We start from the raw sequence: 15,303 nt of genomic DNA on the forward strand, positions 1-15,303 counted from the left end.
CGGTCGTGCGGCGAGCGGCGGGCATCCCCTAGAACTGCGCGCGAGCGAACCCGCTCCTGCGCCCGACGAGCATGAGGCGGACAGAGAGCCAGTGGCTGAGTTCATCTACTCCATGTACAAGACGCGCAAGGCGCACGGCGACAAGGTCATCCTCGATGACGTGACGCTGAACTTCCTCCCCGGAGCGAAGATCGGGGTCGTCGGCCCCAACGGTGCCGGCAAGTCGACCATCCTCAAGATCATGGCGGGGCTCGAGCAGCCCTCCAACGGCGAGGCACGCCTGTCTCCAGGCTTCTCCGTCGGCATCCTCCTGCAGGAGCCGCCGCTCAACGAGGAGAAGACCGTCCTGGGCAACGTCGAAGAGGGCGTCGCAGAGATCAAGGGCAAGCTGGATCGCTTCAACGAGATCTCGGCCCTCATGGCTGAGCCCGACGCCGACTTCGACACCCTCCTCGCCGAGATGGGAGAGCTCCAGGAGGCGCTCGACCACGCCGACGCGTGGGACCTCGACGCGCAGCTCGAGCAGGCGATGGACGCGCTGCGGTGCCCGCCGCCGGACGCCGACGTCAAGGTCCTCTCCGGTGGTGAGCGCCGCCGCGTGGCGCTCTGCAAGCTCCTCCTCGAGAAGCCCGACCTGCTGCTCCTCGACGAGCCCACCAACCACCTCGACGCCGAGTCGGTCCTCTGGCTCGAGCAGCACCTGTCCTCCTACGCCGGTGCGATCCTCGCCGTGACCCACGACAGGTACTTCCTCGACCACGTCGCGGAGTGGATCTGCGAGGTCGACCGCGGACGCCTGTACCCCTACGAGGGCAACTACTCGACCTACCTCGAGAAGAAGGGCGAGCGCCTCAAGGTCCAGGGCAAGAAGGACCTCAAACTCGCCAAGCGTCTCGCCGACGAGCTCGAGTGGGTCCGGATGAACGCCAAGGGCCGCCAGACCAAGTCCAAGGCTCGTCTGGCGCGCTACGAAGAGATGGCTGCCGAGGCAGACCGCACCCGCAAGCTGGACTTCGAAGAGATCCAGATCCCGCCGGGCCCGCGTCTGGGCAGCGTGGTCATCGAGGCCAACGACCTCAACAAGGGCTTCGACGGTCGCACCCTCATCGACGGGCTCTCCTTCACGCTGCCGCGCAACGGCATCGTGGGTGTCATCGGCCCGAACGGTGTGGGTAAGACGACGCTCTTCAAGACGATCGTCGGCCTCGAGCCACTCGACGGCGGCGAGCTGAAGATCGGTGAGACGGTCTCGATCTCCTACGTCGACCAGTCGCGTGGTGGCATCGACCCGAAGAAGTCGCTCTGGGAGGTCGTCTCCGACGGCAACGACTACATCAAGGTCGGCAACGTCGAGATGCCGTCGCGGGCCTACGTGGCCGCCTTCGGCTTCAAGGGCCCGGACCAGCAGAAGGCCGCAGGCGTGCTCTCCGGTGGAGAGCGCAACCGTCTGAACCTGGCGCTCACCCTCAAGCAGGGCGGGAACCTCCTGCTGCTCGACGAGCCCACCAACGACCTCGATGTGGAGACCCTCGGCTCGCTCGAGAACGCTCTGCTGGAGTTCCCGGGCTGCGCCGTCGTGGTCTCTCACGACCGCTGGTTCCTCGACAGGGTCGCGACCCACATCCTCGCCTACGAGGGCACCGAGGAGAACCCCGCGTCCTGGTACTGGTTCGAGGGGAACTTCGCCTCGTACGAGGAGAACAAGGTCGCGCGCCTCGGTGACGACGCCGCACGTCCGCACCGCGTCACGCACCGCAAGCTCACCCGCGACTGATCTGTCCGCCACGGGTGTGGACCAGGGGAAACTCCGGCAGACTGCATCCATGACAGACGGATCGCCGCACGCGGACCAGGTCGACGACGACGATCGTGTCGTCGTCGACCTGGTGTCGTCTCTGACGGACCTGCGGTCCGCGATCCACAGGGCGGGTTTCCCGCTCGAGACGGTCACCGCTCCGAGGGCGCGGGCTGAGCGGACCAAGGCCCTCGACCAGCTCGACGACTATCTGCTCCCGCGGCTCAGGTCGCAGGACGCACCGATGCTCGTCGTCGTCGGCGGGTCGACAGGCGCCGGCAAGTCGACACTCGTCAACTCGATCCTCGGAGAGCGGGTCACCGCACCCGGAGCGCTGCGCCCGACGACCCGGTCGCCGGTCCTCGTCCACCACCCGCTCGACACTGAGGGGTTCACGAGCGACCGCATCTTCCCTCACCTCGCTCGCGAGACGGGCGGGACCCCGTCCAGCGTGCCGCCCCCACCCCCGCACGGCGCGTCGGGGCCCGGTCGCAGCCCGGACCGTCGCCCGCACGGTGACGACAGGCCCTCGCGCTCTCTGCGCCTCGTCCCGTCCGAGGCGCTGCCGCGCGGTCTCGCGATCCTCGACGCCCCCGACGTCGACTCGGTCGTCGCCGGCAACCGAGAGCTCGCCGCTCAGCTGCTGGCCGCGGCCGACCTCTGGCTCTTCGTCACCACGGCCGCCCGCTACGCCGACGCCGTCCCGTGGGAGCTCCTCGACGAGGGCGCCTCCCGACGCGCGCAGGTCGCGATCGTCGTCGACAGGATCGACCCCGGGGCGGAGGTCGTCGCCGACCACCTCCGCGAGATGCTCGCCGCGCGCGGGCTCGGTCACGCCCCGGTCTTCGTGATCCGGGAGACGTCCCTCGTGGACGGTCTGCTCCCCGTCAGCCTCGTCGCGCCGGTGTCGCGCTGGCTGACTGCTGTCGGGAGCGACGCGACAGCCCGCGACGCCGTCGTGGCCGCGACCCGGGACGGGGTCGTGGACGACCTCGTCGGCCGGGCGCTCGTGCTCGCCGACGCTGCCGACGCCCAGGACGCCGTGGCCTCTGCCCTGCGGCGGACCGTCGAGCGGGCATACGACGAGGCGGCGCGCGAGATCAGCACGTCGACCTCCGACGGGTCCATGCTGCGTGGTGAGGTGCTCTCACGCTGGCAGGACTTCGTCGGGACCGGTGAGTTCATGCGCGGGGTCGAAGAGCGGATCGGCCGCGTCCGTGACGCTGTCAGCGGGTTCTTCCGCGGCCGCCCAGGGAGCGCGCCCAAGGTTGCGGTCGCGATCAGCAGCAACCTCGAGGCGATCGTCTTCGACGCCGCGGACCGAGCGGCAGAACGGTCCTACTCGGCGTGGCAGGACGACACCGCCGGTGCCGCGCTGGGCCCCTCTCTCGACCTCTCGAGGGCCTCGGGCACGCTGCGCCAGGACCTCGCGGAGCAGGTCCGCGGCTGGCAGGGTGACGTGCTCGCCCTCGTGTCCGAGCGCGGTGCCTCCAAGCGCGGACGGGCACGGGTCCTGGCCGTCGGGGTCAACGGGATCGGCGCAGCACTCATGATCGTGGTCTTCGCCTCGACCGGAGGGCTCACCGGCGCCGAGGTCGGGATCGCGGGCGGGTCGGTGCTCCTCGCCCAGCGTCTCCTCGAAGGTGTGTTCGGGGACGACGCCGTGCGCTCGCTCGCGCGCGACGCGCACGGGCTGCTCACCCGGCGCGTCCGTGTGCTCCTCGACGCCGAGGCCGCACGGTTCACCTCCCGGATCGACGAGGCCTTCGGTGCCGGGGAGAGCGGCACCCCGACCGGTCAGGGCGGGACGTCCGACGGTGGTGGACAGGTGTCAGGGTCCACCACCCGCCCTGGGAGTGACACCACGACGGACCCAACCAGCTCGACGGACCGGGCCAGCTCGACAGACCGGGCCAGCTCGACAGAGGGCCTGGGTCGAGGTGCGGGCCCGGAGCTGAGGGCCCGGGCGTACGCCGTCCAGCGCGCTGCAGCCCAGGGACGGACCGGTCGGGCGACCCCGTCGCTGCACCCGACGACGGTGCCGCTCGACGGAGCCGTCACGGGCGGCCACGTCGTCGGCGCGAGCGCCGGCGCAGGTGGGACGCTCGAGGCGGACGAGCGGGTGCGGGTCGGACGTCTGCGTGGGGCCGACCTCGAGATCGTCGAGAGCCCGTACGCTGCTCCGGTGCCACCACCACCGCCGTCGCCTCCCGCACGTCGCGGCATGCTCAGCAGGTTCTGGCACCGTCGGGCGGACCGTCAGGACGCCGGGCAGCCCCCGGTCCCGCCGGCTCCGAACGGCTGGCCGGAGGCAGGCTCACCGGCCAACGGTCCGACCGTCGTCGAGACCCGCTCAGGCGACGTCGACGGCACAGACGCGCCCCGACGGGACGATACTCTCCGAGCACCAGCACCAGCACCAGCACCAGCACCAGCACCAGCACCAGCACCAGCACCAGCACCAGCACCAGCACCAGACGACCGGGAAGGTCCGCGCTGATGCGGGCTCTCGCGACCTCTGGCCGCCGCCGGAGCGAGGCGCTGACCCTGCGCGTCCAGGCGCTCGAGAGTGCTCTCGAGGCCGGGCGCGGATGGCTCGACGGACCCACGGTCGAGCGCGGTGAGCAGGTCGCTGCGCACGCCCGTGCGAGGCTGGACCAGTCGGTCGACCACACTGTCGTCGCGCTGGCAGGCTCGACGGGGTCGGGAAAGTCCTCCATCTTCAACGTGCTCGCCGGGCACGACCTGGCGACCCCGGGGGTCCGCCGGCCGACCACCTCGCGGGCGATGGCGGCAGTCTGGGAGGCAGACCCGCAGGGTGCGCAGGCAGCGTCCCGGCTGCTCGACTGGCTCGACGTCCCGTTGCGGACCTTTCTCGAGCCCGGAGCCGACAACCAGGGTCTGGTCCTCCTCGACCTGCCAGACCACGACTCCGTGGTCGTCGAGCACCGGGTGCGCTCCGACCTCCTCGTGGACCGTGCCGACCTGCTGGTCTGGGTGGTCGACCCGCAGAAGTACGCCGACGCTGTCCTCCACGAGCAGTACCTGCGCCCACTTGCCGGTCATGCCGGCGTCGTCGTCCTGGTGCTCAACCAGATCGACAGGCTCTCGCACGTCGACCAGCTCCAGTGCCTGGCGGACCTGCGGAGGCTCGCCGCCCAGGACGGGCTCGGGTCGTGCCCCGTCATCGGTCTCTCCGCTGTCACCGGACAAGGCGTGGGCGAGCTGCGCTCGCTCGTGGCCTCGGCCGCAGCCGCCCGCGAGGCCGCGACCTCACGACTGCTCGCCGACGTGCGGGCCGCTGCCGAGCGTGTCTCGCAGGAGTGCGGCCCCGCGCGCGAGATGCGCAACCGGGCCGCAGCGCGAGGCGAGCTGACGACGGCGCTGCTGCACGCGGCACGTGCTGACGTGGTGGTCGACGCGGTCCGTGCGTCGTCCTTGCTGCGTGCCCGGGCTGCCACGGGGTGGCCGTTGACACGGTGGGTCGGACGGTTGCGCTCCGACCCTCTGCGGCGGCTCAACCTGCTGCGCCGGGACGTGCGGACCGAGCTGAGCCGCACGTCTCTGCCGCCCATGGACGCGGCGATGGCTGCCAAGACCCACACAGCCGTCCGGGAGTACGTCGACGGTGCCTCGGCCGGAGCGCCGGGCCCGTGGGTGCTGGCCACACGCGCACTCGTCCGGGACGACGGGCTGCCCGACGCCCTCGACCAGGCTGTCGCACGGACCGAGCTCGACGGTGAGCGGCGTCCCCGCTGGTGGTCGGTCGCGTCGGCCGTGCAGTGGGCCGCGGTGGCCGTGCTGCTCGTCGGGGTGCTCTGGCTCGCGGGCCTGGCGGTGCTCTCCTTCATCCAGCTGCCCGTGGCGAGCTCGCCGGACATCGAGGGATACCCCATCCCGACGCTGCTGGTGGTCGTCGGGCTGCTGCTCGGCGTGATCCTCGCTCTCATCGCACGTCTGCTGTCCTACATCGGCGCGAACAGGGCGGCCAGGCGCGCAGAACGGCGGCTGCGGGTCCAGGTCTCGGCGGTCGCGAGCCTGTCGGTCGTCGAGCCTGTCGAGGCCCAGCGGCACCTCCTGGACGAGTGCCGAGCGGCTGCGGCCCTCGCTGCCCGCTGACCGGACCAGCATCCGTCCGGGGGTCGGCTGGCGCTGGGCAGCGTCGCGAGGTCCCACCCGAGGTGTGCTGAACTTGTCGGGTGACTCGTCTCTTCGTCCCCGTCCAGCTCAGGTGGTCCGACCTCGACGCCTACGGCCACGTCAACAACGTCGAGATGTTCCGCATCCTCGAAGAGGCGCGGATCACGGCCTTCTGGGCGCATCCTGCAGAGGAGGCGTCACCGGCCGCCGCGCACGACGCCTGGCCGACAGCCGTCCTCGACTCTGGTCCCGGTGCCTCCTCCCACACCTTCGTGGCCCGTCAGGAGATCGAGTACCTGCGGCCGCTCGGCTTCGCCAGGACACCTGTGCGGGTCGAGATGTGGATCGGGCACATGGGCGGCGCGAGCCTCGACGTCTGCTACGAGGTGCACGACGACGCGAGCCCGACCGGGCGATCGGGCCCGGGGTCGACCGCACGACCCGTCGCGCGGGCCGTCACCACGATCGTCCTCGTCTCGGCCGCGACGGGTTCACCGCGCCGCATCGCTCCTCACGAGCGCGCTGCGTGGGAGCCCTTCGTCGGGGAGCCCGTCAGCTTCCGTCGCCGAGGAGCCTGATCACCGCAGCCTCGGCGGCCGAGCGGGTGCTGCACGGCGGGATGGTCGAGCCACGCTCCCACAGGTCGAACAGGCGCGGGTCGATGTAGGACGCGCGGGCGACCGTCGGGGTGTTCCCGAGCTCGCCGGCGACTGTGCGGACCACGCCGGTGACGACAGTCTTGCGCTTGCGGTCGGACGAGGGCGCGGGACCGGCTGCCTCGAGCAGCTGGGCCGCGAGGACGGTGGCGTGCCAGGTCCTGAACACCTTCGCGCTCGCGTCGGAGCCGAGGCGCTCTTTGACGTAGCCGGAGACGTCGGCAGACGAGACTGTGTGCCACGTCGCGGGGCTGCCGGGCTTGCGCCAGGCGACCAACCTGTCGGAGGGGTCGCGACGACGCAGGAAGGTCCGGACGGCCGCGTGGACGTCGGGGTCCTCGATCGTGATGTCCTGGTCCTTGCCGGACTTCGCCGGGAACTGGAACCGCACCGTCCCGTCACGTCGGGCGGTGACGTGGGACCGCAGCAGGGTCGAGACGCCGTGGCTGTCGTTCTTCGCGGCGTAGGACTCGCCGCCGAGGCGGAAGAGCCCGACGTCGAGCAGCCTGAAGACGGCGGCGAGGGCCTTGTCGCGCGGCATGCCGGGCAGCTGGAGGTCGCGGGTGACCCGCCCCCGCGCCCCCGGGAGCCTCGACCCGACCTCGAGGGCGTGGTCGTGCTTCGCCCTGTCGCGGCGCTCGCGCCACTGCGGGTGGTAGATGTACTGGCCGCGCCCGGCAGCGTCGATCCCGTAGGCCTGCACGTGCCCGTTGGGGTACGGGCAGATCCACACCTGCTCCCAGGCTGGCGGCACCACGAGGTCACGGCAGCGCTCGAGCACCTCGGGGTCCTCGACGCGCTGACCCGAGGGGTCGACATAGCTGAAGCCGCTCCTGCTGCGCCGGCGGGAGATGCCAGGCTGGGAGACGGTGACACGGCGGAGGCGAGGCATGGGACGATTCTGACCCCGCCCGAGCGGCGCAGCATCCTGAAGCCTGTGCAGAGCCAGAGCCAGAGCCGGAGCCGGAGCCTGTGCAGAACCACAACCCGAGCCAGAGCGGGTGCGCGCCCGGAACCAGTTCAGAGCCCGGGCCAGAGCGGGACCCGGCGCAAGAGCCAGCGCGTGACCCGGCCCCAGCGCCGCGCAGCCTACGGGACGCGGACCATGCCCTCCTGGGCCACGCTCGCGACGAGCACACCTTCCTGCGTGAACACCTCGGCCGTCCCGAGCCCTCGGCCACCCTGGGCCGAGGGTGACCCCTGGACGAACAGCAACCACTCGTCGACCTGCACGTCGCGGTGCCACCACATGGCGTGGTCCAGGCTCGCGACGCTCAGGCCCGGTGTCATCCAGCTGTTGCCACCCTTGCGCAGGACGGGCTCGAGCATGATCTGGTCGCACGCGTACATGAGGAGCGCGCGGTGCATCAGCTGGTCGGCCGGGACCTCTCCGCGGGCCCGCATCCACACGCACTGACGGTCGGTCTGCTCGCCGCGCGGGCCGAGGTACAGGGAGCCGTCCACGTGACGGACGTCGAAGGCGCTCTGCCGCGACCAGAAGTCCGCGACAGGGTGGTCGATGGCGCCCAGCTCCTCCTGAGCGGAGCGGACCTCGTCGGGGGCCGGGACGTCAGGCATGGCGGAGGAGTGCTCGACGCCCTCCTGGAGCTCCTGGAAGGAGGCGATCATCGAGAGGATCGCGCTGCCGCTCTGGTACGCGTGCGTCCGGCGGGCGCTGAAGGAGCGGCCGTCCCGCAGGCGCTCGACGGCGAAGTCCACGGGCTGCTGGATGTCTCCGGCCCGCAGGAAGTATCCGTGCAGCGAGTGGGGGAGACGACCGCGGTCCACGGTCGCCCCGGCGGCGAGGAGTGCCTGGGCGAGGACCTGACCTCCGTAGACACGACCGTTGGGCTGGTGCACGCTCGCGCCGGAGTAGACGTCTTCTCCGGTCTCGGCCCCGAGGTACTGCAGGTCGAGGACGGACAGCAGATGAGCGAGCGGGTCGTGCGGGGCCGTCTGGTCGGGCGAGACGGTCTGCACTGTGGCCTCGGTCTGGTCGGTCACGCGGAGCTCCTACTCGTCGAAGGTGTTGATGAGTGAGTGGGCAGCCCGGTCCAGGTAGTCCCACAGGGTGGCGCGGTGCAGCGGCGCGAGGTCGAGAGAGTCGACGGCGCTGCGCATGTGCAGCAACCAGTGGTCACGAGCCTCCGGGTTGACCTTGAAGGGCGCGTGCCGCATCCGCAGCCGCGGGTGCCCGCGGGTGTCGGAGTAGGTCGTCGGACCGCCCCAGTACTGCTCGAGGAACAGCGTCATGCGTTCCTTGGCGGGCCCGAGGTCTGCCTCGGGGTACATGGGACGCAAGATCTCGTCCTCGGCCACGCCCTCGTAGAAGGCGTCGACGAGCCTGACGAAGGTCTCGTGGCCGCCGACCTGGTCGTAGAAGACGTCGGTCTGTCCGGGGGTCTGGTCGCTCACCCAGCCATCATCGCAAAGTTCCCGGCCGGCCCGCGCACGCTCACCCGGGTCGAGGCGCCTGGGGCCGTCGCGCTCGGGGTGGTCCGCAGGCCTCCTTGTGACCCACCTCACCAGATGCTTGCCAGTGGACCCCCTGTGCTCCTACGTTCGAGCCAGGAGACCGCGTGCGCGTCCTCCCTGATCGGAGGGTCCAGATGAGTACCTCACCGTCCCAGACCACGCACACGACGCAGGCCGCACCGTGGCTGCCGCTGGTCGTCGTCGTCCTCACCCAGATCCAGGCGTCCTTCGCCGTCAACGCGCTCACGGTCTCGATGGAGGGGATCACCACAGACCTGAGCACCCCCGCGACGTCGGTCGGCACGGCGATCACCGCCGGCACCTTCGCGATGGCCGCCTTCATCCTGCTCGGTGCCAAGGTCGGTGCCAGGTACGGGTCGCGCACGGTCTTCCAGGTCGCCGTCGCGATCCACGCGCTCGCGATGGCAGGCGTCGCGCTCAGCCAGAGCCCCGCGATGCTCTTCGTCGCCCAGGCGTCCTCGGGCGCGGTCATCGCCCTCATCGCCCCGGCCCTCACGGTGTTCATCGCGACCAGCTATCACGGTCCGCAGCAGGCCAAGGCGATCGGCCTGCTGGCCGCTGCGATCCCCGCAGCCGGGGTCCTCGCGCTGCTCGTGGCGGGGACCTTCGCGACGACCATCGGCTGGCGGTACTCCTTCGCGCTCATGGTGGCCCTCGGCGCCGTGAACCTCGCGCTGAGCTTCAGGCTGAAGCCTGTGCCCCCGCAGCCAGGGCTGTCGATCGACTGGGTCGGAGCCGGGATCGCCGCCGCCGCGATCATCGCGCTGAGCTTCGGCTTCAGCGGCCTGGGCTCGTGGGGCGTCGTCCTCGCCACCCCGCAGGCCCCCGTCGAGGTCCTCGGCCTCTCGCCTGCCTTCGTGCTCGTGATCGTGGGGGCTGTGCTCGGGCAGGTCTTCTTCCGCTGGGTGCGCCGACGCCAGGACGCCAGGCAGTCGCGGATCTTCGACCTGCGGGTCCTCGCGACGGGCTCGGAGAAGGCCGTCACGGCGTGCATGGCCATCATGCTGTTCGTCGGGACAGCGGCGAACTTCCTCATCCCGCTGTACATCCAGGTGGTGCAGGGGCGCTCCAGCATCCAGACGTCGTTCTCGATCATCCCGTACACGTTGTCGATATTCCTCGCCAGCACCTTCGTCGCGTACCTCTACGCGCGGTACTCGCCGAGCCTGCTGGCCCGCTGCGGGTTCGTCGTCGTCGCCCTCGCCCTAGTGCTGCTCGCCTTCACCATCAAGAACGACTGGGGCCAGGTGCTCGTCGTGCTCGGCCTGGTCCTGCTGGGCCTGGGGCAGGGGGCGATCGTCGCCCTGGTGTTCAACACCCTGCTGTCCTCGGCGCCGCGCGAGCTCGCCGGTGACGTCGGGGCGTGGCGAGGGCTGGTGCACAACCTGTCGGGGAGCGTCGGCATCGCTGTCGCGAGCGCCTTCGCGGTCGGTGTGCTCGCCTCGACCGTGGCGAGCGCCGCCGCCCAGCACCCCGAGATCCCACCCGGCCTCGTCGCGCAGGTCGACCTGGACGACGTGAACTTCCTCAGCAACGCCCAGGTCGCCGAGGTCCTGGCGCGCACGACAGCCAACCCTGTCGAGCTGGCCGCGGCGATCGAGGTCAACAGCGAGGCGCGGCTGCGGGCGCTCCAGATCTCGTTGCTCGCGCTCGCGGGCATCGCGACGCTCGCGATCGTCCCGGCCGGTCGGATGCCCAGGGTCCGTCCGGGGGACCTTCCCGAGGTCCTCGAGCCCGACGACCCTGACGCGATCGACGACGAGACGGCCACGAGCCCGGAGCGTGGCTGAGAGGGGCTCTCGGTCGCACCTCGGTCTCAGAGCTCGAGGGTCATGAACACGCTGTGCGGGTCGTCCACGTAGCTCCCGAAGGGCGGGCACTCCGCAAATCCGGCCGCGGCGTAGAACCGGCGGGCTGGGGCGAAGAACTCCATGCTGCCGGTCTCGAGGGAGATCCGGCGAACCCCTCGGCTGCGCGCGTCCTCGACGAGGTGCGCGAGCATCTGGGAGGCGATCCCCTCGCCGCGACGGGCTGGGTCGGTGCGCATGCTCTTGAGCTCGGCGTGGGAGCTCTCCGGTGCACGGTGCCCGTCGTGGCCGCTGCCGCCTCGGCTGCTGCGGTCGCCGCGCTCTTCGTCCTCGTCGTTGCCGTCGTCGTCGCCGTCGTGGTCGCCGAGGTCAGAGGGCAGGTCGGCGAGCGCGCCGGTCCCGACGAGGACGCCGTCGAGGCGCGCGACCCAGACCCGGACGCCCTGCCGCGACAGGCCGTCGAGGTCGAGAGCGTGCTGGCTCTCGGGAGGGGCGGTCGGTGCCATGTCGGCCAGGTGCGCGGCCAGGAACGTGTGCAGGTGCGGGTCGGCCAGGTCGGCGCGGGAGATCTCGAGAGTCACCGGGACATGGTGCCGCCCGAAGATGACAGGAGTGTTTCGCGAGGACCAGGCCAGGGACCACAGCGACACAGCCCCGGAGAACCAGATGGCAGAGCCCCAGAGCCCCAGAGCCCCAGAGCCCGAGAGGACAAGAGCGACTGAGGGTCAGAGACTCACAGACTCAGAGCGCCTCAGACTCACAACCCCAGCTGGTCCAGCACCGGCAGCCGCGACCGCACCCGTGCCTTCGCGTCTTGCGCGGTCTCGGCCGACGTGGCCAGCAGCGCGAGCTCGCGGCACTCCTCGACCGTCACCTCGGCGAGCACGGCGGCGACGTCGGGGATCGCGCGTGCGGTCATCGACAAGGACGTGATGCCGAGCCCGACGAGCACGACGGCGAGCACAGGGTTCGACGCGGCCTCCCCGCAGACCCCGACGGGCCGTCCCTGCTGCGCGCCACCGGCGCAGGTGGTGGCGACGAGCTGGAGCACTGCGGGCTGCCACGGGTCGGACAGCTCGGCGAGCGACCCGAGCAGCCTGTCGGCGGCCATCGTGTACTGCGTGAGGTCGTTGGTGCCGATCGACGCGAAGCTGGCCCGGGCGAGGATGGGACCGGCGAGCAGCGCGGCGGAGGGCACCTCGACCATCACGCCCGGGACGTCGAGCCCGTGGGCTGTGCACGCGGCGACGAACTGCTCGGTCTCGGTGACCGTGGAGACCATCGGGGCCATCACCCACACCTGCGCGGTCTCCGCGGCGGCAGCCCGGGCGATCGCCTCGAGCTGCTGGTCGAGCAGCTCGGGGGAGCGCAGGGCGGTCCGTAGCCCGCGGACGCCGAGCGCCGGGTTCTCCTCGTCGTCGGAGGTGAGGAAGGCGAGCGGCTTGTCCGCCCCGGAGTCGAGGGTGCGGATGACCACCTTGCGGCCGGCGAAGGCGCTGAACACGCGCCTGTACGCGGTGACCTGCTCGTCGACCGTCGGCGGCTGCTCACGGTCGAGGAAGCAGAACTCGGAGCGGAACAGCCCGACACCCTCGGCCCCGGCGCGGGCGGCCGGCTCGGCGTCGGACGGGTCACCGATGTTCGCGAGCAGCTGGACCCTGTGCCCGTCCTTCGTCCGGCCCTCGCCGTCGAAGGTGCGTGACCTCGCGGCGACGGCGCGGACCGTCGCGAGCTCGTCTGCGGTCGGGTCGGCGACCACGAGGCCCGTCGAGCCGTTGACGAGCGCGAAGTGCCCGTCGCGGAGGAGGTCGTGAGCACCCTGGGCGGCGACCACCGCCGGGATGCCCTTGGCGTTGGCGACGATCGCGGTGTGCGACGTCGGTCCAGCGCCGTCGGTGACGATCGCGACGACCTGAGCAGGGTCGAGAGAGGCTGTGACGGACGGGGCGAGGTCGAGCGCCACGAGCACGAAGGGCGTGTCGCAGCTCGGCAGGCCGGGCTTGGGCCGCCCGGTCAGATGGGCGACCAGCCTGTCGCGGATGTCGTGCACGTCGCTGACCCGCTCGGCGAAGTACCCGCCGAGCGCCTCGAACTGCTCGGCGACGTCGGACGCGGCCTCCCACACGGCGCGCTCGGGGACCAGGTAGTCGTCGAGGACCCGGCGCTGGGCGTCGGCGACGAGCGTCGGGTCCGCGGCGATCGCGGCTGTGGCCTCGAGGATGCCGCGGGCCTCGCCCGTGGCTCGGGCGGCGTCGGCGTCGAGGTCGGCGGTGACCTGGTCGCTCGCCTCCTGGATCGCCGCGGCACGGGCGTGGTGGTCTTCCCGCGGCGAGAGCCTGAGCCCGGGGGAGGGCTCGGCGATCGGCAGGGGCATGTGCACCACGGGGCCGGCCACCAGGCCGGCGCAGACTCCGATCCCCGAGACCGTCCTCGTCGACGGGCGGGGTGCAGTGGTGTCCATCCGTACCTCCTGATCAGCGCAGTCTCCAGGCAGTCTCGCAGTAAAAACGCGTCGAGGCGACTACTCTTGGACCAGAGTCGATGAGCACGGCCGGCATCGATCCGCAGACCACGATCTATCAGGAGTTCTTTCATGAGCAAGGCACAGCAGATCCTCGCCGCACTGGGCGGACAGGCCAACGTCGTCGACCTGGAGCCGTGCATCACGCGACTGCGTGTCGAGGTCGCGAACCCGGACCTCATCAGCGAGACGGACCTCAAGGCGACAGGCGCCTTCGGCGTCGTGCGCTCGGGCCGCATCGTCCAGGTCATCGTCGGCCCGGAGGCCGACAACCTGGCCGCCGAGCTCGACGGCCTCCGCTGACCGGAGCGTCACAAGTGGACCTCGGGGACGCCGCAGCCGTGACCGACCAGCCAGCACCCGCTCCGGTGCGGCTGGTCGCGCCCGTGTCGGGTGAGGTCGTCGCGCTGGCGGACGTCCCCGACCAGGTCTTCGCAGAAGAGATCGTCGGGCCCGGCCTGGCCATCGAGCCGCGCTCGGCCACGGGAGGCACGGACACCGTCGTCCAGGCCCCTGTCGACGGGACGATCGGCTCGCTCTACCCGCACGCCTTCGCGATCGAGACCGACGACGAGCGCACTGTCCTCGTCCACCTCGGCATCGACACGGTGACGCTGCGCGGCGAGGGATTCGAGCTGCACGTCGCCTCGGGCGACCAGGTCACGGCCGGGCAGCACCTCATCACCTGGGACCCCGACGCCGTCGCGGCTGCGGGGATGTCCACGGTGTGCGTGGTCATCGCCCTGCAGGGCGACCCCGCAGACGTCGACAGGGTCGCCGAGCCGGGCCAGCAGGTCAGCCGCGGCGACGAGATCGCCCGCTGGCGCTGAGCAGACGACCGCGCACCACCCCGTCCTGACTGTGCGCGGAGCCTCGTGACCGCGTCGCACGGATTCCCCGCACTCCGCACCTGAGCGCGGTAGGCGGGCGACCGGGCCGCTCACTCGGCCGCGAGAGCCAGACCTGCCTCGGACAGCTCCGTGCGCACGGCCTCGCGCAGCGCGCGGGCGACGTCCCACTGCATCGACGGGTTGGTCCGCACCTCGATGTTGAGGGTCACGCCCGCAGCGCTGAGGGTCTCGATGCCCACCACACGGGGTGTCTCCTGCAGATAGGTGCTGAGCACAGGGTCGGCGGTCAGGCGGGCGCCGGCCCGGGTGAGGGCGGCGCGCGCCTGCTCGAGGTCGGCGTCGACGGCCAGCCCCACCTCGACCGTCGCCCGGGCCCAGCCCTGGGTGCGGTTGCCGACGCGCAGGATCTCGCCGTTGCGCACGTACCAGAGCGTGCCCGAGGAGTCGCGGACCTTGGTGATGCGCAGAGCGACGGCCTCGACGGTCCCGGAGACGTCGCCGACGGTGATCGTGTCGCCGACCCCGTACTGGTCCTCGAAGAGCATGAACATGCCCGACAAGAAGTCCTTGACCAGGCTCTGCGCGCCGAAGCCGAGGGCCACGCCGGCGACCCCGGCTGACGCCACGAGCGGCATGATGTTGACGCCGACCTCGTCGAGCATCATCAGCACGACGATGGCCCCGACCACGAGGGTCGCCGTCGAGCGCAGCACCGACCCGATCGTGCGGGCGCGCTGCGCCCGCCGGGCCGCCGCGAGCGGGTTGGTCTGCAGCACCGCCGTGCCGACGCCTGTCGCGGCGAGGTTGCGCAGCCCACGCCGGTCCATGAGCGAACCGCTCGCCAGGTGGTCGGTGACGGACTTGATCATCCGGCGCAGCACCACGAGCACGACCAGGCCGACGAGCGCCGTGAGCACCAGGCGCAACGGTGTCCCGACGAACCAGTCGCCCCACGAGCTCAGGCTCGAGGCGTCGAAGGGCTCGGTGCCTGCCGCGGCGCTGACGGTGCTGAGGGTGGAGGAGAGAGCCATGGGGT

General features: G+C 71.3%; 13 protein-coding genes. 7 read left to right on the forward strand and 6 right to left on the reverse strand.

The window, feature by feature from the left end:
* Window positions 1-91 precede the first annotated feature (91 nt).
* The 4 genes from ettA (at window position 92) to ASG53_RS06100 (ending at window position 6,513) form a co-directional block, all read left to right on the forward strand.
* A complete protein-coding gene (gene ettA / locus ASG53_RS06085; RefSeq protein ID WP_056129736.1) occupies window positions 92-1,774 on the forward strand; it encodes an energy-dependent translational throttle protein EttA in 1,683 nt (560 codons plus the stop codon).
* Window positions 1,775-1,823: 49 nt separating this feature from the next.
* The gene (locus ASG53_RS06090) at window positions 1,824-4,295 is read left to right on the forward strand and encodes a dynamin family protein (RefSeq protein WP_082543825.1); all 2,472 of its coding nucleotides are present in this window, start codon (window positions 1,824-1,826) and stop codon (window positions 4,293-4,295) included.
* On the forward strand, window positions 4,295-5,914 hold the full coding sequence (locus tag ASG53_RS06095) for a GTPase (protein ID WP_056129739.1): 1,620 nt from the start codon (window positions 4,295-4,297) through the stop codon (window positions 5,912-5,914). Before ASG53_RS06090 ends, ASG53_RS06095 begins: the two co-directional genes overlap by 1 nt.
* Window positions 5,915-5,994: 80 nt before the next feature.
* Complete coding sequence (locus ASG53_RS06100) at window positions 5,995-6,513, forward strand: acyl-CoA thioesterase (RefSeq protein WP_056129741.1); 519 nt, start codon at window positions 5,995-5,997, stop codon at window positions 6,511-6,513.
* Here ASG53_RS06100 and ASG53_RS06105 read toward each other — a convergent pair.
* From ASG53_RS06105 to ASG53_RS06115, 3 genes are all read right to left on the reverse strand, one after another.
* A complete protein-coding gene (locus tag ASG53_RS06105; RefSeq protein WP_056129744.1) occupies window positions 6,488-7,483 on the reverse strand; it encodes a DNA topoisomerase IB in 996 nt (331 codons plus the stop codon). The genes ASG53_RS06100 and ASG53_RS06105 overlap by 26 nt on opposite strands.
* A gap of 197 nt (window positions 7,484-7,680) precedes the next feature.
* Window positions 7,681-8,595: an acyl-CoA thioesterase gene (locus ASG53_RS06110; protein ID WP_082543826.1), complete on the reverse strand. Its 915-nt coding sequence runs from the start codon at window positions 8,593-8,595 to the stop codon at window positions 7,681-7,683.
* A 9-nt stretch (window positions 8,596-8,604) separates the two neighbouring features.
* Window positions 8,605-9,006 carry a globin gene (locus ASG53_RS06115; protein WP_056129749.1) on the reverse strand — a complete coding sequence of 134 codons (402 nt, stop codon included), beginning with the start codon at window positions 9,004-9,006 and terminating at the stop codon, window positions 8,605-8,607.
* A 194-nt stretch (window positions 9,007-9,200) separates the two neighbouring features.
* Between ASG53_RS06115 and ASG53_RS06120 the strand changes: the two genes are divergently transcribed.
* On the forward strand, window positions 9,201-10,877 hold the full coding sequence (locus ASG53_RS06120; protein ID WP_056130813.1) for an MFS transporter: 1,677 nt from the start codon (window positions 9,201-9,203) through the stop codon (window positions 10,875-10,877).
* 26 nt (window positions 10,878-10,903) lie between these two features.
* On the opposite strand, the gene ASG53_RS06125 is transcribed toward ASG53_RS06120, so the two are convergent.
* Window positions 10,904-11,476, reverse strand: coding sequence for a GNAT family N-acetyltransferase (locus ASG53_RS06125; RefSeq protein ID WP_056129758.1), 573 nt, complete (start codon window positions 11,474-11,476; stop codon window positions 10,904-10,906).
* 176 nt (window positions 11,477-11,652) lie between these two features.
* Window positions 11,653-13,356, reverse strand: a complete 1,704-nt coding sequence (gene ptsP / locus ASG53_RS06130) for a phosphoenolpyruvate--protein phosphotransferase (protein WP_056129761.1) — start codon at window positions 13,354-13,356, stop codon at window positions 11,653-11,655.
* A gap of 132 nt (window positions 13,357-13,488) precedes the next feature.
* Here ptsP and ASG53_RS06135 point away from each other — a divergent pair, with 132 nt between their 5' ends.
* Window positions 13,489-13,719, forward strand: coding sequence for a glucose PTS transporter subunit EIIB (locus tag ASG53_RS06135; RefSeq protein WP_056129765.1), 231 nt, complete (start codon window positions 13,489-13,491; stop codon window positions 13,717-13,719).
* Window positions 13,720-13,733: 14 nt separating this feature from the next.
* On the forward strand, window positions 13,734-14,246 hold the full coding sequence (locus ASG53_RS06140; RefSeq protein WP_082543827.1) for a PTS sugar transporter subunit IIA: 513 nt from the start codon (window positions 13,734-13,736) through the stop codon (window positions 14,244-14,246).
* A gap of 110 nt (window positions 14,247-14,356) precedes the next feature.
* Here ASG53_RS06140 and ASG53_RS06145 read toward each other — a convergent pair whose 3' ends face one another.
* A complete protein-coding gene (locus ASG53_RS06145) occupies window positions 14,357-15,298 on the reverse strand; it encodes a mechanosensitive ion channel family protein (RefSeq protein ID WP_056129768.1) in 942 nt (313 codons plus the stop codon).
* Window positions 15,299-15,303 lie beyond the last annotated feature (5 nt).

This window comes from Sanguibacter sp. Leaf3 (assembly GCF_001425965.1).
Taxonomy (GTDB): Bacteria; Actinomycetota; Actinomycetes; order Actinomycetales; family Cellulomonadaceae; genus Sanguibacter; species Sanguibacter inulinus.